The sequence below is a fragment of the Bradyrhizobium campsiandrae genome (assembly GCF_014529705.1).
Taxonomy (GTDB): Bacteria; Pseudomonadota; Alphaproteobacteria; order Rhizobiales; family Xanthobacteraceae; genus Bradyrhizobium; species Bradyrhizobium campsiandrae.
This window is the reverse complement of sequence record NZ_JAANIH010000045.1, coordinates 52,806-73,860: the sequence shown is the minus strand read 5'-3', so window position 1 is coordinate 73,860 and position 21,055 is coordinate 52,806. Positions and strand designations below refer to the sequence as shown.

Sequence of the window (21,055 nt, the reverse complement as noted above, 5' to 3'; positions counted from 1 at the left end):
TGGTGCTTCTGCTGCTGGCGCTCGCCGCGCTCAATCGCTTCCGGTTGACGCCGGCGTTGGTGAGGGATCGGGGAGGCGCGTACCCGCTCAAACGTTCAATCCTGCTCGAATGTGGGGCCGCGCTCGGCATCTTTGCTGTCGTCGCCGGCTGGCGCTTCACGCCACCACCGCGAACCATCGTGCCGGAGACGCCTCTGGCGATCCATATCCACACCGACAAGGCGATGTTTCAGGTGCTGGTCTCCCCGGGGAAAGCCGGCGTGGACGATTTCGTCCTCCAGCTCATGACCGGGGAGGCGACGCCGCTGAAGGCCAAGGAGGCGACCTTGACGCTCAGCCTGCCCGAGCGCGGCATCGAGCCGATGGAGCGCGACGCCGAGCTCGGGCCGGACGGCTATTGGCATGTGCGCAGGGTCGAGCTGCCCTTTGCAGGTCGCTGGCATGTGCGGATCGACGCACTGGTGACCGATTTCGAGAAGGTCACCCTCGAGGACGAGCTCGAGGTCGCGCCGCCATAAGGCCCGGTACGGTTCAAGTCGAACCTGAAGGCAACGGAAAAATGACAGGAATTCCGCCGCGTTAGCGGCTTTTCCTCATTCCCGGTCTTGTGTTTTCGCTCCCAATCCGGTTTCACTGCAGCCTCTCACTGATTCCCAGAGTATTGCCATGCGGTTGTCGCGGTTCTTTCTGCCCATCCTGAAGGAAAATCCGAAAGAGGCGGAGATCGTCTCGCATCGGCTGATGCTGCGCGCAGGCATGATCCGGCAGGAGGCGGCCGGCATCTATGCCTGGCTGCCGCTCGGCTTCCGGGTGCTGAAGAAGATCGAGCAGATCGTGCGCGAGGAGCAGGACCGCTCCGGCGCGCTGGAACTCTTGATGCCGACGCTTCAGCTCGCCGACCTCTGGCGCGAGAGCGGGCGCGACGATGCCTATGGCCCCGAAATGCTGCGCATCGCCGATCGCCACAAGCGCGAACTCTTGTACGGTCCGACCAACGAGGAAATGATCACCGAGATTTTTCGCGCGTACGTGAAGTCTTACAAGAACCTGCCGCTGAATCTCTATCATATCCAATGGAAATTCCGCGACGAGCAGCGCCCGCGCTTCGGCGTGATGCGCGGCCGCGAATTCCTGATGAAGGATGCCTATTCCTTCGATCTCAATGAGGCTGCCGCGCGCGTTGCCTACAACAAGATGTTCGTCGCTTACTTGCGCACCTTTGCGCGAATGGGGCTGAAGGCGATCCCGATGCGCGCCGAGACCGGCCCGATCGGCGGCGATCTCAGCCACGAGTTCATCGTGCTCGCGGAGACCGGCGAATCCGGCGTGTTCATCAATCGCGACGTGCTGGATCTGCCGGTGCCTGATGAGAACATCGACTATGACAGCGACCTGACCCCGATCATCAAGCAGTGGACGTCGGTTTACGCGGCGACCGAGGACGTGCACGACGCCGCGCGCTTCGAGCTGGAGGTGCCGGCGGAGAAGCGCCTGAACACCCGCGGCATCGAGGTCGGCCAGATCTTCTATTTCGGCACGAAGTATTCCGAGCCGATGAAGGCGATGGTGGCCGGTCCCGACGGCGTCGACGTGCCGATCCACGGCGGCTCCTACGGCGTCGGCGTCTCGCGCCTTTTGGGTGCCATCATCGAGGCCTGCCATGACGATGCCGGCATCAAATGGCCTGAGGCGGTGGCGCCGTTCCGCGTCGCCATTCTCAACCTCAAGCAGGGCGATGCGGCGGTCGATGGGGCCTGCGAGAAGCTCTATGCCGAGCTGAACGCCAAGGGCGTCGACGTGCTCTATGACGACACCGACCAGCGCGCCGGCGCCAAATTCGCCGCCGCCGACCTGATCGGCATTCCCTGGCAGATCATGATCGGGCCGAAGGGGCTTGCCGACGGCAAGGTCGAGATCAAGAAGCGCAGTGACGGCTCCCGCGAGACCATGTCGCCTGCGGATGCGGTCGCAAGACTTGTGGGCTGATAAGGCTGGTCGGCTGAATATTGTTCATCGCCCGAGATCGCGGCCGCCAATCCGGCCACAATTGGCCCCGAATCATGGGATTATCGAGCGATGGATGAAACCATGACCGAAACCGTTCAAACCGCGCCTTTCGCGCCATTCGAGTGGATGCTGTCGGCGCGCTATTTGCGGGCGCGGCGCAAGGAGGGATTCATTTCGGTCATCGCCGGGTTCTCGTTCCTCGGCATCATGCTCGGCGTCGCCACGCTGATCATCGTGATGGCCGTGATGAACGGCTTCCGCAAGGAGCTGCTCGACAAGATCCTGGGGCTGAACGGCCATATCCTGGTGCAGCCGCTGGAATCGCCGCTGACCGACTGGAAGGACGTCGCCGACCGCATCAGCCAGGTTCAGGGCATCCGGCTGGCTGCTCCCGTCGTCGACGGCCAGGCGCTGGCATCCTCGCCGTGGAACGCTTCGGGCGTCCTGGTGCGCGGCATTCGCTCGGACGATCTCAACAACCTCACCTCGATCGCCAAAAACATCAAGCAGGGCTCGCTCGAGGGCTTTGACGACGGGCAGGGCGTCGCGATCGGCCGCAGGCTTGCCGACCAGCTGTCGCTGCATGCCGGTGACAGCGTGACGCTGGTGGCGCCGAAAGGCGCGGTGACGCCGATGGGCACGACGCCGCGCATCAAGCCGTACAAGATCGTCGCGGTGTTCGAGATCGGCATGTCCGAATACGACCTCGGCTTCGTGTTCATGCCGCTTGCCGAAGCGCAGGCCTATTTCAATCGCAGCAGCGACGTCACCTCGATCGAGGTGTTCACCACCAATCCTGATCGAATAGACGCCTTCCGCAAGGCCGTGACGGATGCGGCGGGCCGGCCGGTGTTCCTGGTCGACTGGCGCCAGCGCAACTCGACCTTCTTCAATGCGCTCCAGGTCGAGCGCAACGTGATGTTCCTGATCCTGACCATGATCGTGCTGGTCGCCGCCCTCAACATCGTCTCCGGCCTGATCATGCTGGTGAAGGACAAGGGCAGCGACATCGCGATCCTCAGGACGATGGGCGCATCGCAGGGCTCGATCATGCGGATCTTCCTGATCACGGGTGCCTCGATCGGCGTGGTCGGAACGCTGGTCGGCTTCTTCGTTGGTCTCGTGATCTGCCTCAACATCGAATCGATCAGGCAGTTCCTGTCCTGGCTGACCTCGACCGAGCTGTTCTCGCCGGAGCTGTACTTCCTGTCGAAGCTGCCCGCCGAGATCGACGTCGGCGAGACCACGGCGGTCGTCATCATGGCGTTGACGCTGTCGTTCCTGGCGACGCTCTACCCGTCGTGGCGCGCCGCGCGCCTCGATCCTGTCGAAGCGCTGCGGTACGAGTGAGGGGCTGATGGAGAGCCAGGGGGCGGAAGATGTACCGGTCATCTATCTCCACGAGATAAGGCGGCAGCACCTCCAGGGGGAAGCGGCGCTGACGATCCTCGACAAAGCCAAGCTGGCGCTGTGGGCGGGGCAGTCGGTCGCGCTGGTCGCACCATCGGGCTCGGGCAAGTCGACGCTGCTGCACATTGCGGGCCTGCTCGAAGCACCGGACTCCGGCGAGGTCTATGTCAACGGCGCGCCGACCTCGCAGCTGCCCGACATCGAGCGCACCCAGCTGCGCCGCAGCGACATCGGCTTCGTCTACCAGTCGCACCGGCTGCTGCCGGAGTTCTCGGCGCTGGAGAACGTCATGCTGCCGCAGATGATCCGCGGCCTGAAGAAGTCCGAGAGCGTCAAGCGCGCAAAAGAGATTTTGGGCTATCTCGGCCTCGGCGACCGCATAACGCACCGCCCCGCCGAGCTGTCGGGCGGCGAGCAGCAGCGCGTCGCGATCGCGCGCGCGGTCGCCAATGCGCCGCGCGTGCTGCTGGCGGACGAGCCGACCGGCAATCTCGATCCGCACCCGGCCGCCCACGTGTTCCAGGCGCTGATGCAGCTGGTCAAGGCGACCAAGGTCTCGATGCTGATCGCGACCCACAACATGGAGCTGGCCGGCCGCATGGACCGCCGCGTGTCGCTGGCGAACGGCCAGGTCGTCGAGCTCGAATAGAAAAAGCGAAAACAACCCCATGCACAGTAGGCGGCCGTGGCCGGCTGCTGCCGGGGTGATGCGTGCCAGGCATCTGATCAATCGGGCCTATCTGCCGCGGCGGCGTATCGCCGCGGCAGGCGCTCCGGTTACGGCCGGATCACGGTCAGCTTGAACGGCCCGCCATTCGCGGCGGCGTGCGCCACGGCCTCGTTGACGTGGTCGAGGTCGAAGTCGGTCGTCGCATATTCGTCGAGCCGCAGCAGCCCTGCGCGCACCATCGCGATCAGGCGGCCGGCCGCATCCGGCGGATACATCCAGACGCCGTGGATGGAGATGCAATTGCGCATGATCCAGGGGTAGGGCAGTTCCAGCCCTGCGCCGCCCGCCATGCCGACGCCGCCCATCAGCACGATGCGGCCGTAAGCGCGCACCGTCATCACCGCCGCGCGCACGACGCTCGTCGCCACCGAAGGCGGCATGATGTCGAGCACGCAGTCGATCGGCCCTGCCGCAGCGCGCTTCATCGCCTCGCGGTCGTCATCCTCGTTGCCTGATAGCCTGACCGGCTTCACCCGCGGGCCGAAGCGGCGGACGAGGTCGGCTATGACGGCCTCGTTGCGGCCGGGCGTGACGACACAGGCCGCGCCCATCGCCAGCGCGACGGAGACGGCCGCGCTGCCGAAATTGCCGGTGGCGCCGCTCACCAGCACCGTCTCGCCCGGCTGGAGCTTGGCGGCGAGAAAGCCGCCATAGGGCACCAGCGCCGTCCCAAGCGCGCACCATTGCGAGGCTTCCTCGGACGTGATCTGGCCGAGCTTCTTCACGTTCTCGGTCGGCACCCGCATTTGCTCGGCATAGGAGCCGTGGCGAAAATGCCGTTGCAGCTTCATGCCGCCGGGGCCGGCCGCCGTGAGCCCCTGCAAGGCGATATCGGGCGCCACGACATCGTCGCGCGAGCGCACCGTCGGGTCGCAGAACACCCAGTCGCCGACGCTGAGCTTGGTGGCGTCAGGGCCGATCGCGCGCACCCGGCCGATGCCGCCGGGCCCCGGAATGATCGGCAGATCGAGCGCGTAATTGCGCGTCCCGTCGAAGACCTCGTTCATGTAGGACAGGACGCGCGTGGCGACGACATCGACGATGACCTCGCCGGTGCCGAGCACCGGGGCGGGGACGTCCTCGATCGCGAGCGGCGATCCCAGGGATTTGAGTACGGCAGCTTTCATGATGTTCACCTTGCAGATAGGTGCGACCTATATGCTGCGGCCTCAATCGCCCATGAAGGCCTGGTATTATCCTAGTATTCCGTGGGCCCTGCATGACACAGGTGCCGGCTATCTTGGGTGATGTGAGCGGACGTGACGTGACGCGACGCGGCAACGTGCCAACCGCGGAGCACAAAGGTGGTCTACACGCGATCCGTCACGACCGGCTGGCGGAGGGTTCCACCGCCGGCGCTGACAGCCGAGACCAATCCGCCGTCGACACGCAGGCCTCTATCCGATGTGGGGCTTGGTCCCAATCGCACTTGTGATATGATAAGCGTCATATAAGATCGCGTGCGAGCGGCGGTGGCCCGGTTCGGAAGCCACAGGGAAGGTCCAGAAAAACCGACGCGCTGACACAATTCACAAGATCGGGGAGTTCATCATGACGGCCGGCGAGTGGCTCAAGACAGCGTGTAATCTCTGCTACATCAATTGCGGGATTGAAGTCTCCGTGAATGACGGTCGCCTGGAGAAGGTGCGAGGCGACCGCTCGAGCCCGAAATCGCAAGGCTATCTGTGCAACAAGGCGACCCGCATTCCCTATTATGCGAATGACAAAGATCGTCTCACGTCCCCGCTGCGCCGTCGTGCCGACGGCGGCTTCGATGAAATCCGGTGGGACGAGGCGATCGCGGAGATCGCGGCGCGGTTGCGAGATATCGCCGACAGGCATGGCGGCAAGAGCATTGCCCTGTACGGCGGCGGAGGACAGGGCAACCATGCCGGCGGCGCCTACGCCAGCGGCGTGTTGCGCGCGCTCGGCTCGCGCAGCGTCTTCAATGCGCTTTCGCAGGAGAAGACCGGCGATTTCTGGGTCAATGGCCACATGTTCGGCAGCCAGACTTGTCACACCGCCGAAGACGTTCATCATTGCGATCTCTTGTTTGTCATCGGCGCCAATCCCTGGGTCGCGCACGGCTTCCCCAATGCGCGCGATCATCTGAATCAAATTCGCAAGGATCCCGCACGCAAGTTGATCGTCATCGACCCGCGCCGGACCGAAACCGCCGAAATGGCGGATTTGCATCTCGCGGTGCGGCCAGGTGCGGACTCGTTCCTGCTTGGCGCATTGCTCGCCATGCTCGTCCGGTCCGACCGGATCGACCACGCGTTCATCGAGGAGCACACCACCGGTTTCGCGGACGTGAAGCAGGCGCTCCTGAACATTCCCGTCGAGGAATGGGCTGCTGCGGCCGATATTGCCGTCGCGGACCTCGCGCGTTGCGTCGAGATGATCGCCGCGGCGAAGGCCATGGTGGTGCGGGCCGAACTCGGCATTCAACAAAGTACGAATTCGACGCTCAACTCTTATCTCGAGAAACTGTTGATCATGCTTTCCGGCAGTTTTGGCCGCAAAGGTACCAACCAGTTGCAGGGCTGGCTGCAGCCGTTATGGGGCAACTCTCCGAACCAGACATTCGCGCCGACCGGCGACGCGATCATTGCAGGCCTGCTGCCCCCCAACATTTTCCCGGAGGCCGTGCTCCTCGACCATCCTGACAAGTTGCGCTGCGTCTGGATCGACAGCTCAAATCCTGCCAATACGGCAGCGAACACCAAGGCGATGGAACGCGCGCTCCGTTCGCTGGAGCTGTGCGTTGTGGTCGACGTCGCGATGACGGAAACCGCGCAGCTCGCGCACTATGTTCTTCCCGCATCCTCCCAATACGAAAAGACCGAATTCACCCTCTTTAACTTCGAATTTCCCACGAATTTCTTCCATGTGCGTGCCGGCGTATTGCCGCCGCTCGCAGGCACGTTGCCGGAGCCTGAGATCTACACGCGGCTTGCCGTCGCGCTTGGGCTTTTGCCGGGGGACAATGTGCTCGCACCGCTCCGCGAGATCGCACGTGATGCGCGTCCGGCTTTCGCCGCCGCCTTTCGGACATTCCTTGCAGAAAACCCCCAGGCCGTCCCCGCGCTTGTGCTCTATCATACGATCGGGCAGACGCTTCCGGATGGCACCGCGGCCGCGGCACCGTTGTGGAGCGCCGCACAGGCATGTGCGAACCGATCGCCGCAGGCGGTACGGCGCGCGATCAACGCTTCGGACGAAGTTGCGGATCATCAGCTTGGCGATCTTCTGTTCGATACCATCGTCGCCGCTCGGCAGGGCACGGCGGTGACCCGCCACGACTATGATGATGTCTGGTCGTTCATCAGCCATGCGGATCGCAAGGTAAGGCTGGTTGTTCCGCAAATGCTGGAGTGGTTGGCGCGTCTCGATCCCAAAACCGCCCTCGCGCCAAAGGAATTTCCATTCATGCTGGCGGCCGGTGGTCGCCGCATGTTCAATGCCAATCAGATATTTCGAGATCCAGCGTGGCGTCGCGACGATCGGGACGGCGCCATGTTGATCAATTCGAACGACCTGATGGAGTTGGGCGCCAAGGATGGTGACTGGATCGCCGTTGAATCAGCGGTGGGCCGGCTCGTCGTCCGCTGCAAGGTCGATGACGCCATGCGGAAGGGCCAGCTGGCTTTGCCGCACGGCTATGGCCAAGCATACCCGGCATCGGATGGAGAGCGCCTCGTTAACGGGCCGCGTATCAATCTGCTCACGGAGAGCGGCAATCGCGATCCCATTGCGGGTACGCCCTACCACAAGAATGTCGCGGTCCGTCTGGCTTTGGCAACCGAGGAGGAAATCAGGGCATATCAGACGCGCTCCGATCGAATTCATATGGCAGCGGTGAGACGCAGCGGGATATCCGGACGGGCTCCCGATCCGCATGTTCGGTAAAAGGAGACAAGCGGAACCGCACGATCGCGACGCGCCCAGCTTGCGGGTCCAAGCGGGCCTGGTACTATCCTAGTACTCGAAGGGCTTCACCCGGGAATACCTGATGGCCGACCCACGCCGCGTCGAATTCGGCGATTTCCTCCGCTCCCGCCGCGAAAAGCTGTCGCCGAAGATGGTCGGCCTTCCCGCAGGCCAGCGGCGGCGCACCGCGGGGCTGCGCCGCGAGGAGGTGGCGCAGCTCGCCGGGATCGGGGTCGACTGGTACATCCGCCTCGAGCAGGGCCGCACCGTCAGCCCGTCGGTCACGACGGTCGATGCGCTGGCGCGTGCGCTGCGGCTCAGCAAGACCGAGCATGCGCATCTCAAGAATCTCGCGCGCGACGGCGACAGGCGTCCCTTCGCTCGCGAAGTCGTACCGCCGCCGATCCTGCGCCTCGTCGAGAGCCTGCCGCATCCGGCCTACATCACCGGCCGGCGCTGGGACGTGCTGGCCTGGAATGCGGCCGCCGAGGAGATCTTCGCGTTCGGGCGGCTGCCGGAGGAGGATCGCAACACGCTGCTATTGATGATGACCAACAAGAAGACCCGCAAATCCTACGGCGCGGGCTGGGCAGATGTGGCCAAGCGCATGGTCGCGATGTTTCGCGCCACCCACGACGTTTGGGCCGGCGATCCTGCGTTCACGGAATTGCTGACGCGCTTGCGCGAAGGCAGCCCTGAATTCGTCAAATGGTGGGGCGCGCACGAGGTGCATGGCACCTTGTCGGGCCGCAAGACCATGACCCATCCGACCAAGGGCGTGCTGCATTTCGAGCACACCAGCTTTCAGGCCAACGACGATCCCGCGCTGAAGCTCGTGATCTACACGCCGGTGTAGGAGGCAGGCCCGGGGCCGCGCGGCGGTCTCAGTGGGGACCGGCGGCAAGACCAAGCCCGGTCTTGTGCGCTGTTTCGATGTGCTCGCCCTGTCGAGCCGAAGCTCGCGCACCATGATTGCGGTCAAAGCAGAGAAGTGCTACAGTTTGTAGCATTAATCCGCGATCGAAAGCGAAGTCGACGAGGGGACCGGATGAGACGTCGGCAATTCATTTCGCTTCTCGGCGGGGCTGCGTTGACGCCGATCGCTGGGACGCGAGTTGACGCGGACTCGCAGGCGAATTGTCCGGCTCCTGCCAGGCGTGACGATGGTTGGTCCGTTCCATCCGCCAACGCAGACACCGACATCGACCTGGCCGCGCTCTGCAGGATGGCGGATCGGCTCGAAAGCTCGGGCGCCAACATCCACGCCGCGCTGGTCGCTCGTCACGGTCGATTGGCGTTCGAGCGATACTTCAAAGGATCCGACGAGGTTCCCAGCCGCTTCTTCGGCGTCCGGGTCAAGGACGTCAGCTTCGACGTCGATACGCTGCATAATCTGAAATCGTGCTCAAAGAGCGTCGCGTCGCTCGTCTTCGGGATCGCGATCGACCAGGGCCTGATACGCAGCATCGACGAACCGGTGTTCAGCTTCTTCCCCGAATTGTCCGACCTGCGGTCCCCGGACCGGGATCGCATTCTGCTGTCGCACCTGCTCACGATGTCGATGGGCCTGAAATGGGTGGAGGCCACTCCGGCGACAGGCGACGACAACGACGAAGTGCGCATGCGCATGGCGCAGGATGCCTGTCGCTATGTCCTCGGCCTTCCCGTGACCGCACCGGCCGGGCAGGAGTTCTTCTACAACACCGGCGCGCTTGCGCTGCTTTCGGCGATCGTCCGCAAAGCCACCGGCCGTCCGCTCGATGAATTCGCGCGTCGCGTGCTGTTCGATCCCTTGGGCATCACCGAATTCGAGTGGAGCAGATTCAAGGGAGACAGCGATGCCGGTGGGGGATTGCGCCTGCGGCCGCGCGACATGGCGAAGATCGGCCAGCTCGTCCTCGCAGGCGGCCGCTGGAACGATCGGCAAATCGTTTCCAAGGCATGGATCGATGCCTCGACGACAACGAAGCTCAAGGCGAATGACTATCAATCCTACGGGTATTTGTGGTGGCTGGGCCACACCCGCCTCAACGGGCGTCCGGTCCCGTGGATCGGCGCACTCGGCCGAGGTGGCCAGTCGATCCGTATCGTCCCCGAGCTCGACCTCGTCGTCGCTGTGACCGCGGGATATTATCAGGACTATAGCGCTGAAGCTTTCAAATTGCAGATGGACGTGTTCAGGGACGTCTTGCAGACGATCCCGCCTCCGGTCTGACAGCGAAGCGTGAGGCTCGCGTCAGCCTTTGAGCAAAAGCAACACCGCCTGGAGCGGAAAGGGCTCTTGCCATTTCAAGACCATTCGGTCTATATATGGATATGCGACACTCAACCCCCGTGCAATCGCCCCGTGGCCGTCCCCGAACGTTCGACAAGGAGGCTGCCGTGGAACGTGCGATGAACGTGTTCTGGACGCGCGGCTATCACGCCACGGCGCTCCCGGACCTTCTGCGTGCGACCAAGCTCTCGCGCGGCAGCCTTTACGCCGCCTTTGGCGACAAGCACTCGCTGTTCCTGCTTGCACTCGATCGCTACATTGCCGATGCCCTCGCTCGCATGGACGTCGAATTTGCGCCCGATCGAGAACCCCTCGACGGCTTGCGGGCCTATTTCGCCGGCTATGTCGAGCGCAACAGTGGCGCCAATGGTCGCCGCGGCTGCCTGCTGGTCGCGACAGCCATGGAGCTGGCTGGCCGTGATGCCGAGGTCGATCGTCGCATCGGGGGCTTTTTCAGCGCCATGGAGGCGCGCCTGATCGATGTCTTATCCCGTGCGAGGGCAGCGGGCAGGTTGGCTGCTGGTGTCGAACCTGCGAGCGCCGCCCGCATCATCGTCTGTTTCGTCGAAGGCATGCGGGTGGTCGGCAAGACGGCGCCGACACGGATCATTTCGCAAGCGACCGGCGACGCTTTGCTCGACCGTTTCATCAGGTAGGCAGGACCATGGACGTTTCCGCGACGCGCACGCCCATATCTGGACCGAATGGTCTTGAAAAGAATGACGCCATGTCGGCGATCCAGATCGCCTGTGCCGTGGCCGTTCCCTTGGTTTGGGGTTATCAGTTCGTGGTCATCAAGGTCGGGGTGACGGAGTTTCCGCCGCTCTTCTTCCTCGCGCTGCGCTTCCTCGTCATCGCGCTGCTGCTCGTTCCCTTTGTCCGGCGGCCGACGCAACAACAGCTCGGTCCTGTCGCCGCCATTTCGGTGTTCCTCGGCGGGCTGAACTTCGGGCTCTTCTATGTCGGCCTTGGACTCGGTTCGGGAAGCCTGTCGGCGGTCGCATATCAACTCGCCCCGCCGTTCACCGTCCTGTTGGCGTGGCCGCTGCTCGCCGAGCGGCCGTCCCTGGTCACGTCGGGTGGCGTGGTGCTGGCGTTCGTCGGTGTGATCGTGCTGGCCGCGGGGCCCGGTCTGTCGGCAAACGCACTGCCGCTGCTGCTCGTGGTCGGCGCCGCGTTCGCGTTTGCGGTGTCCAACGTCTTGACCAAGCGCTACGGCCCCTTTGATCCGCTGATGCTGATGGGGTGGTCGTCGCTGCTGACGGTGCCTCAGGTTCTGTTGATGTCGTTGCTGCTCGAGCATGGACAGTTCGCGAGCCTCGTCGCCGCGGATGAACGCGGCTGGCTGGCGCTGGCCTACACCATCTTCATCGGGGGAATTGTCGGCTTCGGCCTCTGGTTCTGGCTGATCGGGCGCTGCTCCATGGGCCGCGTTGCGCCATACGGCCTGCTGCTTCCGGTCTTCGCCCTGATATCGAGCGTGCTGTTCCTCGGCGAACATATGACGCCAAAGCTGGTCGTCGGCGGGCTGCTCGCGATATCAGGCGTCGCAGTGACGCAGCTGCGAGCGGGCACTCGTTCGTGAGCAAGTGTGGGACAGTCGCCTCAAAATGGGGGCATGAGCCCATCACATTACAGGACGATCCGAGCCCCCACAACTTTTAGTGGCACGCTGGAGCGCCGCGGGCCTATTGTGTCCCGACGAAAATCGATCGGTCATATCGCCGTCATGACAAAGGCTCGACATGAGTGACCTTGCCATTTGCGACTATTATGCCGGCCATAGCCCGCTGAGCGATCCGGGCGCACATGCGACTCTGCTCGGCGGCTTGCCGCTGGATATTCCAGCGCTGTGCCGCATCTTGCACGGCCTGCTGATCCACGAGGCCTGGATCGAGCGGCAGGGATTCGACCCTGCTGCGTTTTCCGGTCAGAGCCGTGCCACGTTGCCTGTGTCGAAACGTCTGGACCAGCTTCTGGCGATTGACCCGAGACCGCTGACGATCGCAAGGCCGGGCGAGTCGAGAGCGCTCGCGACGTGCCGGGACTTCGCGTTGATGCTATGCGCGGTTCTGCGCCAACACGGCGTGCCCGCCCGCGTCCGATGCGGTTTCGGCACGTACTTTGCCGGGCATCCCTTCCACGATCATTGGGTGTGCGAGTCCTGGGTGCAAGGGGAGCGGCGCTGGGGTCTGGTCGATGCTGAGCTCGACGAGCCGCACCGGACCGGTCTCAAGTTCGATTTCGATCCAACCGATGTGCCGCGTACGGCCTTCATCACGGGCATCGAGGCTTGGACACGATGCCGATCCGGCGCCATGGATCCCGCCCAGCTCGGTCACGGACCAACGACCGGCCTGTTCTTTGCGCGCGTCAACCTGGCGCGTGATCTGCTCGCACTGGCCAAGAGCGAGACCTCGCCGTGGGATACGTGGCGCGCGGCGCGCGAACCGCATGTCTCGCTGGACGATGCGGCGCTGTCGCTCTGCGATAATCTCGCGCAGCGGGGCGAGGAGGGGGCCGTCGAGATCGCGCCGTCGCTGCGTGTTCCACCCTGGCAATGAGGGAACAGCAGGCGCGCTAGAAATCAGCGCCCTGATCGCCACGCCGCGACCGGTGCGGCGCTGCCGGTTTCTTCTGCGCAAAATACGGATTCACGATGCAGCTCGCGGAGCGGCCAACGGCGAGAAATTTGCACTGGGCCAGGGAACCGTAGCGGCAGTCGAGATAGCCGACGGGACCGTAGATCTGCATGCAGACCGGAAAGTTCGGGTCGTAAGTCTGCGCGTAGGCGGGGACGCCCATCAGCAAAGTTCCAATCGCAAGGCGTGCAAATGTGGCGAAGACGAGTGGAAATATGGCGGCAATGGGGAAGCAAAACGATGCGCGCATGTTTTCGACTCTCCAATCACACAATCGTGCGCGCGGCGTCGTTACGCGCGCGCGCAACGCAGCTCGTGTAGCGGACATTGGAATCGCGGGAAACTCTTGTTTCAAAGGGTTTCCGCGCGCGCATGCTAAACACTCGTTAATGAAGCCGGGCCCTTTGGCGTGAACTGTTGCGTCACGGCTACAGCAATTCCGTCGATCATTGATATGACGTCGTCACGGCCCGGGGGCCTAACGACGAAACTGGAACGGGATTCAAATGAACAAGAATTTGTTGCTCGCTGCTGTGAGCCTGGTCGCGCTGAGCGCGACTGCGCCGGCGCTGGCTGCTGACCTCGCTGCGCGTCCTTACACCAAGGCGCCCGCGATGATCGCCACGGTGTATGACTGGAGCGGCTTCTACATCGGTATCAACGGCGGTGGCGCTTCGGGTCACTCGACCTGGGATCTGACCGGCGTCGGTCGCGAAGGCTCGCACGATGCGACCGGCGGTACGGTCGGTGGCCAGGTCGGCTATCGCTGGCAGTCGGGGCAGTGGGTGTTCGGCGTGGAAGGCCAGGGCAACTGGGCCGACTTCACCGGCGACAACACCAGCGCGCTGCTGGCCCAGCGCAATCGCACCAAGATCGATTCGTTCGGTCTGATCACCGGTCAGGTCGGCTACGCCTGGAACAACGTGCTCATCTACGCCAAGGGCGGTGCGGCCGTCGTCGGCATCAAGAACGAAGTGTTCAGCACTGCAACCGGCGGTCTGCTCGCCTCCAACAGCGACACCCGCTGGGGCGGCACGGTCGGCGCCGGCCTCGAGTACGGCTTTGCGCCGAACTGGTCGGTGGGTGTGGAATACAACCACATCTTCCTGTCGGACAAGGATGTGACCTTCGCCGGCCTGAAGACCGATCGTATCCGTCAGGACGTCGACATGGGTCTCGTCCGCCTGAACTACAAGTTCGGCGGCCCGATCATCGCCAAGTACTGAGCGAAGTACTGAGAACAGCCGCTCTGAAAAGAGCGGTTGCTGAAAGCCCCGGCCTTGCGCCGGGGCTTTTTTGTTGAGTGAGTTCAGCGAGTTAACCATTTTGCTTGGAGCAAGCTGCGAGCGCTTGACTCCCCGGAACGAAATGAGAACAATGTTCTTCATACGTTCTGGTGATGGAGCAAGCCATGTTCAGGATTTTCGTGGAAGAAGCCGCTGCACTGACCTCGATCGCGCTGTTCGTCGGGATGATCGCGATCTGGGCCCAGGTGATTCCGCAGCTTTGATGCTGCGACGCTGGACCTGCGGTTTTGTGAACCGATGCTTGGGAACCCTCTCGAGGCACTTCTCAGCGCACTTCTCAGCGCCCTTGGGGAAAAGCGGGATGAGACGGCAAAGCGCCGGCTCGGGCGTGGACTCTGGGGCGGCCAGCCCCCACCATTGGGAGGCGAGTCGGCCGGGTAGTGAAGCATGCCTCGACCGCCGGCGACCGCTCCAACCCATCTGCAAGAGGCCGTCACGCGACCATGCCGAGCGCCGGATTTGTTCACCTTCACGTTCACTCGGCCTATTCGCTGCTCAAGGGCTCGATCAAGATCGCCAAGCTCGGCGAGCTTGCGAAAAAGGACCACCAGCCGGCACTGGCGCTGACCGACACCGACAATCTGTTCGGTGCGCTCGAATTCTCCGACAAGATGGCCGGCTACGGCATCCAGCCGATCGTCGGACTGGAACTCGCGGTCGATTTCGCCGATCAGGACCCCAACGCGCGCAACGCGCTGCCGCCCTCGCGCATCGTGCTGCTGGCGGCGCAAGAGCGCGGCTATCGCAGCCTGATGCGGCTCAATTCGCGCGCCTTCCTCGAAACGCCCGACAGCCACGCCCCCTTTATCAAGTTCGATTGGTTCGACGGCGAGACCGAAGGCCTGATCGCGCTGACCGGTGGACCCGACGGCCCGATCTCGCTCGCGCTTGCGAGCGGCCAGGCCGAGGTCGCGGCTGCGCGCTGCGAACGTCTGGCCGGCCTGTTCGGCGACCGCCTCTATGTCGAACTGCAGCGCCACAACGTCGACAAGGAACGGCGCATCGAGAGCGGGCTGATCGACATCGCCTATGCCAAAGGCCTGCCGCTGGTCGCGACCAACGAGCCATATTTTGCCGCGACCGACGATTACGAGGCGCATGATGCGCTGCTCTGCATTGCCGGCGGACGGCTGATCGCCGAGACCGATCGCGTCCAGCTCACGCCCGATCACCGCTTCAAGACCCGCGCCGAGATGGCGGTGCTGTTCGCCGACATCCCGGAGGCGCTGGCCTCCACCGTCGAGATCGCGGAGCGCTGCTCCTTCCGCCCCCTGACGCGCAAGCCGATCCTGCCGTTCTTCACCGTCGGCGCGGCGGCAAGCACGGACGCCGCCGCGGTCGAGGCCGCCGAATTGAAGCGGCAGGCGGAGGAGGGGCTCGCCAACCGCCTGCGTGTCCACGGCCTGTCGCAGGGCACGACGGAGGAGGATTACAACAAGCGCCTGGCGTTCGAGCTCGACGTCATCATGCGCATGAAATACGCGGGCTACTTCCTGATCGTGTCCGACTTCATCAAATGGGCGAAGAGCCAGGGCATCCCGGTCGGGCCGGGCCGCGGCTCGGGCGCAGGCTCGCTGGTGGCGTGGGCGCTGACCATCACCGACCTCGACCCGATCAAGTTCGGCCTGCTGTTCGAGCGCTTCCTCAATCCCGAGCGCGTCTCGATGCCGGACTTCGACATCGACTTCTGCCAGGACCGCCGCGGCGAGGTGATCCAGTACGTGCAGCAGCGCTACGGCCGCGACCAGGTCGCGCAGATCATCACCTTCGGTACGCTGCAGGCACGCGGCGTGCTGCGCGACGTCGGCCGTGTGCTGCAGATGCCCTACGGCCAGGTCGACAAGCTGACCAAGCTGGTGCCGCAGAACCCGGCCGCGCCGGTGACGCTGGCCGCCGCGATCGAGAGCGAGCCGAAGCTGCAGGCGTTCCGCGACGAAGATCCGGTGGTGGCGCGCGCCTTCGACATCGCCCAGCGCCTCGAAGGGCTGACGCGTCACGCCTCGACGCACGCGGCCGGCATCGTCATCGGCGATCGCCCCTTGAGCGAGCTCGTGCCGCTCTACCGCGATCCCAAATCCGACATGCCGGTGACCCAGTTCAACATGAAATGGGTCGAGCCGGCGGGCCTCGTCAAATTCGACTTCCTCGGCCTGAAGACGCTCACCGTGCTGGACGTCGCGGTGAAGCTGTTGAAGCCGCGGGGCATCCATGTCGATCTCGCCACATTGCCGATCGATGATGCCGAGAGCTACCAGATGTTGGCGCGCGGCGACGTGGTCGGCGTGTTCCAGGTTGAAAGCCAGGGCATGCGGCGCGCGCTGATCGACATGCGGCCCGACCGTTTCGAAGACATCATCGCGCTGGTCGCGCTCTACCGCCCGGGCCCGATGGCGAACATCCCGACCTATTGCGCGCGCAAGCATGGCGACGAGGAGCCGGAATATCTGCATCCGGTGCTGGAGCCGATCCTGAAGGAGACCTTCGGCGTCATCATCTACCAGGAACAGGTGATGCAGATCGCGCAGGTGATGTCGGGCTATTCGCTCGGCGACGCCGACCTCTTGCGCCGCGCCATGGGCAAGAAGATCCGCGCCGAGATGGACAAGCAGCGCGACATCTTCGTCGCGGGCGCGGTCAAGAACGGCGTGCCGAAGGCACAGGCCGAGACCATCTTCGAACTGCTCGCCAAGTTCGCCGACTACGGCTTCAACAAGAGCCACGCGGCGGCCTATGCGCTGGTGTCCTATCACACCGCCTACATGAAGGCGCATTATCCGGTGGAGTTCATCGCGGCGTCGATGACGCTCGATCTGAACAACACGGACAAGCTCTCCGAATTCCGGTCCGAGGCGCAGCGCCTCGGCATCAAGGTCGAGCCGCCGAACATCAACCGCTCCGGGGCGACCTTCGAGGTCGGCGACAAGGTCATCTACTACGCGCTCGCTGCGCTGAAGGGCGTCGGCATCCAGGCCATCGACCAGATCATCGAGGAGCGGACCAAGCGGGGCCTGTTCACCTCGCTCGCCGATTTCGCCGCGCGCGTCAATCCGCGCGCGATCAACAAGCGCATCATCGAGAGTCTCGCCGCCGCCGGCGCGTTCGACACGCTGGAGCCGAACCGCGCCCGCGTGTTCGCCGGTGCGGACTCGATCCTGGCCGCCTGCCAGCGCGCGCATCAGGCCGAGACCAGCGGCCAGAACGACATGTTCGGCATGGCGCCCGACGCGCCGACCATCATGCTGCCGCAGATCGAGCCGTGGCTGCCGGCCGAGAAACTCCGGCGCGAATACGATGCGGTCGGCTTCTTCCTCTCGGGCCATCCGCTCGACGATTACGCCACCGTGCTGAAGCGGCTGCGGGTGCAGTCATGGGCGGAATTCTCGCGCGCGGTGAAGACCGGCGCCACCGCCGGCAAGGTCGCAGCCACGGTGGTGTCGCGCATGGAGCGGCGCACCAAGACCGGCAACAAGATGGGCATCATGGGACTGTCCGATCCCACGGGCCATTTCGAGGCGGTGCTGTTCTCGGAAGGGCTTGCGCAATATCGCGACGTGCTGGAGCCTGGCGCGGCCGTGCTGCTCCAGCTCGGTGCGGAACTCCAGGGCGAGGATGTCCGCGCCCGCGTGCTGCATGCCGAGCCGCTGGATGATGCCGCCGCCAAGACGCAGAAGGGCCTGCGCATCTTCGTGCGCGACACCAAGCCGCTCGACTCGATCGCCAAACGTCTGGCCGGCCCGGAGGGCGCGGGCGCAAGCGGCGGCGCGCCAAAGATCGGCAGTCCCGCCATCGCGCCGCGCTCCAATGGCGACGGCGAGGTCTCGCTGGTGATGATGCTCGACCTCGAGACCGAGGTCGAGATGAAGCTGCCCGGCCGCTTCAAGGTCTCGCCGCAGATCGCCGGCGCCATCAAGGCTGTCGCGGGCGTCGTGGACGTGCAGCAGATCTAGCCGTGCTTGCGCCTCGGGTCCGCCGGCGCGCCAACGGCATCGACTGGCTCGTCGCCGGAACCGCCGGCGCAAGGCTAAGGCTGACGCATAAGCGGAAGCTGACGCGGAGCTGACGCAAGCCGCCGAGCCGGGGCAGGTGCCATGCCGCCGCCTCAATCCGAGCCTTTCGTTCAACTGCCGTTCAGCCGGCCGCGCGTCTCATGCGTGGTGGACACTCAACAACAATAACGGGCAAGCAAGCCATGCGCGGGACAACCAAGGCCTTCCTCTGCTTCCTTCTACCGATCCTGCTCGTTGCAGGCGCGATTGCTCCGGCGCAAGCGCAGCAGCAGGAAAAGCGCATCGCACTCGTGGTCGGCAACGGCGCCTATTCGAAGTCGCCGCTGGCGACCGCCGCCAACGACGCCGGCCTGATCGCCCAGACGCTGCAGGCGGCAGGCTTCGACGTGGTCGGCGCGCGCGATCTCGACGGCGACACGCTGCGCAAGAGCCTTCGCGATTTCATCCAGAAGGCGCAGGCCTCCGGACCCGGCACGGTCGCGATGATCTATCTTGCCGGCTACGGCGTGCAGCTTGCCGGCGAGAACTATTTCATTCCGGTCGATTCCAACATCAGCCGTGACACCGACATCCCGACGGAAGCGCTGCGCATCAGCGACTATGCCCGCCAGCTCGCCGCCATTCCGCTCAAGGCCAACATCATCGTGCTCGACGCCGCGCGCGCGCAGCCCTTCGTCGAGGGCGGCCAGCAGCCGATCGCCAGCGGGCTCGCGTTGGTCGAGCCGGATCCGAACATGCTGATCGCGTTCAATGCGGCGCCGGGCACGGTGGCGCCGGAGGAGCCGGGACCCTACGGCATCTACGCGCAGTCGCTCGCCGAAATGATCCGCACCGGCGGGCTGTCTCTGCCGGAGGTGTTCGACCGCGTTCGCCTGCGCGTCAATGAGAACTCCAAGGGCGCGCAGGTGCCTTGGGATGATCAGAAGGTCAGCGCGCAATTCACCTTCTTCGAGCGCGCGCCCGACGCGCCGCCACCGGCGGCCGCGCCCGACCAGGTCGCTGCGATCCGCAGCAAGCCGATCCGCGATCTGGGCGTACAGGATGCCTATGCGGCCGCACTCGAGCGCGACACGCTGCCGGCCTATGAGGAATTTCTCGCCGCCTATCCCGGCGATCCCCTTGCCAAGCGCGTGATGGCGATCGTGGCCGCGCGCCGCGAGGCGATCACCTGGCGGCGCACCTATCGCGCCGACACGCCGGACGCCTATTGGTCGTATCTGCGCCGCTATCCGCGCGGCCCCCATGCGGGCGATGCAAGGCGCAGGCTCGCGATCCTGACAGCGCCGCTCGAGCCGCCGCCGACTTTTGCGATGATGGACTACGACGTGCCGCCGCCGCCGCCCGCCGAGGTGGTCTATGTCGACCGGCCCGTGCTGTATTTCAGCGACCCGGATTTCGGCTTTGCGCCGCCACCGCCGCCGCCGGTCTATTTCTGCCCGCCGCCGCCGCCTGACTTCGTGGTGCTGCCGCCGCCGTTGCCGGTGGTCGGCCTGTTCGTGCTGCCGCAGCCGGTGTTCGTGCCGATCCCGGCGTTTTACAATCCGCCGGTCTATGTTGCGCCGCCGCCGAACAACATCATCGTCAACAACATTCACAACACCACGGTCATCAACACCGTGATCAACCGGCCGGTGCCGCCGCCGCCGCCGGGTAACGTGACGGCCGCCGTATCCGTCGCCGCAGGCACCACCACGGCGGGCGCCACAACCCACGTCCCTCCGATCGTTCAGAACAAGGCGCTGGAGGTTCAGAAGAACCCGACGCAGCTCAACCAGAGCCAGCAGGCTTTCGTCAACAACCCGACGGCAAAGCCGGGAACGATCGTCCCCGCCAAGGCCAATTTCGCACCGAACAACGCTTCGACCTCAACGCCGCTGCAGGGCCATGCGCTGCCGCTTCCGGACTCGAAGACGGGGCCCGCGTCGGCCGGGACGGGATCGCAGCCAGGACTCCAGGCGCCGAAAGGTGGGGGCGCTTCGACCGCGACGGCACCGGCTGGCGGCACCTCGCCGGCGCATCCCAACACGGCAACGGCGCCCGCCGGCGGTCCGCCACAGGTCCATCCCAATGCAGTGCCAGCGCCGCCCACCACGACGGCTCCGGCCACCGCCACGACGACACCAGTCGCCAAGCCACCCGTCGGGCAGGCGCCGGCGAGCGGCGGGACGGATCCGCACGCGAAATCCCTGGCGCATGAGCCGGCCGTCACGCCACCAACCACGACCCCGGCGGGTAAACCGCCCCTGACCACGACAACCATCACCAATGGCAAGCCGACGCAGCCTTCGCCGCCGATCACGAGCCGGGAGCAGATCAAGCCGCAGGGCCTGCGGACTGCGACGCCATCGCCCGCGCAGGTGACAAGGCCGCCGCCGGTAGCGCCGCACCCGCAGGCGCTGGCACGGCCGACGCCGCCTCCGGCGCCGCGGGTGGCCGCGCCGCCACCGCGCCCGCCCGTCGCCGCCGTACGGCCGCCGCCGCCGGTTGCCGTCGCCCGGCCGGCCCCACCGCCAGTGGCAAGGCCGGCGCCGCCGCCACCGCCTCGGATCGTTGCTGCTCCGCCGCCGCGTCCGGTCGCGCCGCCACCGCGGCCGCCGGCGCCGCCGCCAGCGGCGAAAAAATGCCCGCCCAACCAGCCGAGGTGCTAGCGGGCAGGGCGGAAATGCCTGAAAGGGCCTTTCGCGGGCGGTAAGGCCCCGGAAGGCCCTTATTTCCTTGCTTCTGGCCGAAATGGCGCTATATAG

15 protein-coding genes are annotated in these 21,055 nt (G+C 64.9%); 13 read left to right on the top strand and 2 right to left on the bottom strand.

Translation table 11 applies throughout. From position 1 onward, the window contains the following. From G8O24_RS28570 to G8O24_RS28555, 4 genes are all read left to right on the top strand, one after another. On the top strand, positions 1 to 518 hold a 518-nt coding region (locus G8O24_RS28570; RefSeq protein WP_188105187.1), incomplete at its 5' end, for a CopD family protein. A 148-nt stretch (positions 519 to 666) separates the two neighbouring features. Beyond that, complete coding sequence (proS, locus tag G8O24_RS28565; RefSeq protein WP_188105185.1) at positions 667 to 1,986, top strand: proline--tRNA ligase; 1,320 nt, start codon at positions 667 to 669, stop codon at positions 1,984 to 1,986. A 90-nt stretch (positions 1,987 to 2,076) separates the two neighbouring features. Further along, positions 2,077 to 3,357 (top strand): lipoprotein-releasing ABC transporter permease subunit, encoded by a 1,281-nt coding sequence (locus G8O24_RS28560; protein ID WP_188105183.1) that lies wholly within the window; start codon positions 2,077 to 2,079, stop codon positions 3,355 to 3,357. A gap of 7 nt (positions 3,358 to 3,364) precedes the next feature. Continuing rightward, a complete protein-coding gene (locus G8O24_RS28555) occupies positions 3,365 to 4,066 on the top strand; it encodes an ABC transporter ATP-binding protein (protein ID WP_188105181.1) in 702 nt (233 codons plus the stop codon). Between the two features lie 128 nt (positions 4,067 to 4,194). On the opposite strand, the gene G8O24_RS28550 is transcribed toward G8O24_RS28555, so the two are convergent. Then, the gene (locus G8O24_RS28550; RefSeq protein ID WP_188105179.1) at positions 4,195 to 5,274 is read right to left on the bottom strand and encodes a quinone oxidoreductase family protein; all 1,080 of its coding nucleotides are present in this window, start codon (positions 5,272 to 5,274) and stop codon (positions 4,195 to 4,197) included. 424 nt (positions 5,275 to 5,698) lie between these two features. On the opposite strand from G8O24_RS28550, the gene G8O24_RS28545 reads away from it, so the two are divergent. The 6 genes from G8O24_RS28545 (at position 5,699) to G8O24_RS28520 (ending at position 12,919) form a co-directional block, all read left to right on the top strand. Then, a complete protein-coding gene (locus tag G8O24_RS28545) occupies positions 5,699 to 8,059 on the top strand; it encodes a molybdopterin-dependent oxidoreductase (protein ID WP_188105177.1) in 2,361 nt (786 codons plus the stop codon). 103 nt (positions 8,060 to 8,162) lie between these two features. Continuing rightward, the gene (locus G8O24_RS28540) at positions 8,163 to 8,936 is read left to right on the top strand and encodes a helix-turn-helix transcriptional regulator (RefSeq protein WP_188105175.1); all 774 of its coding nucleotides are present in this window, start codon (positions 8,163 to 8,165) and stop codon (positions 8,934 to 8,936) included. Positions 8,937 to 9,305: 369 nt separating this feature from the next. After that, positions 9,306 to 10,295 (top strand): serine hydrolase domain-containing protein, encoded by a 990-nt coding sequence (locus G8O24_RS28535; protein WP_244646032.1) that lies wholly within the window; start codon positions 9,306 to 9,308, stop codon positions 10,293 to 10,295. Between the two features lie 167 nt (positions 10,296 to 10,462). Beyond that, positions 10,463 to 11,011: a TetR/AcrR family transcriptional regulator gene (locus tag G8O24_RS28530; RefSeq protein ID WP_438503270.1), complete on the top strand. Its 549-nt coding sequence runs from the start codon at positions 10,463 to 10,465 to the stop codon at positions 11,009 to 11,011. 71 nt (positions 11,012 to 11,082) lie between these two features. Then, positions 11,083 to 11,940: a DMT family transporter gene (locus G8O24_RS28525; RefSeq protein WP_188105170.1), complete on the top strand. Its 858-nt coding sequence runs from the start codon at positions 11,083 to 11,085 to the stop codon at positions 11,938 to 11,940. A 160-nt stretch (positions 11,941 to 12,100) separates the two neighbouring features. Beyond that, positions 12,101 to 12,919 (top strand): transglutaminase-like domain-containing protein, encoded by an 819-nt coding sequence (locus tag G8O24_RS28520; RefSeq protein ID WP_188105168.1) that lies wholly within the window; start codon positions 12,101 to 12,103, stop codon positions 12,917 to 12,919. Between the two features lie 16 nt (positions 12,920 to 12,935). On the opposite strand, the gene G8O24_RS28515 is transcribed toward G8O24_RS28520, so the two are convergent. Beyond that, positions 12,936 to 13,160 (bottom strand): DUF3551 domain-containing protein, encoded by a 225-nt coding sequence (locus tag G8O24_RS28515; protein WP_244646031.1) that lies wholly within the window; start codon positions 13,158 to 13,160, stop codon positions 12,936 to 12,938. Positions 13,161 to 13,503: 343 nt separating this feature from the next. Here G8O24_RS28515 and G8O24_RS28510 point away from each other — a divergent pair, with 343 nt between their 5' ends. The 3 genes from G8O24_RS28510 (at position 13,504) to G8O24_RS28500 (ending at position 20,959) form a co-directional block, all read left to right on the top strand. Further along, a complete protein-coding gene (locus G8O24_RS28510; protein ID WP_188105165.1) occupies positions 13,504 to 14,223 on the top strand; it encodes an outer membrane protein in 720 nt (239 codons plus the stop codon). A 524-nt stretch (positions 14,224 to 14,747) separates the two neighbouring features. Next, a complete protein-coding gene (gene dnaE, locus G8O24_RS28505) occupies positions 14,748 to 18,251 on the top strand; it encodes a DNA polymerase III subunit alpha (protein ID WP_188105197.1) in 3,504 nt (1,167 codons plus the stop codon). 242 nt (positions 18,252 to 18,493) lie between these two features. After that, complete coding sequence (locus G8O24_RS28500; RefSeq protein ID WP_188105163.1) at positions 18,494 to 20,959, top strand: caspase family protein; 2,466 nt, start codon at positions 18,494 to 18,496, stop codon at positions 20,957 to 20,959. Positions 20,960 to 21,055: the final 96 nt, after the last annotated feature.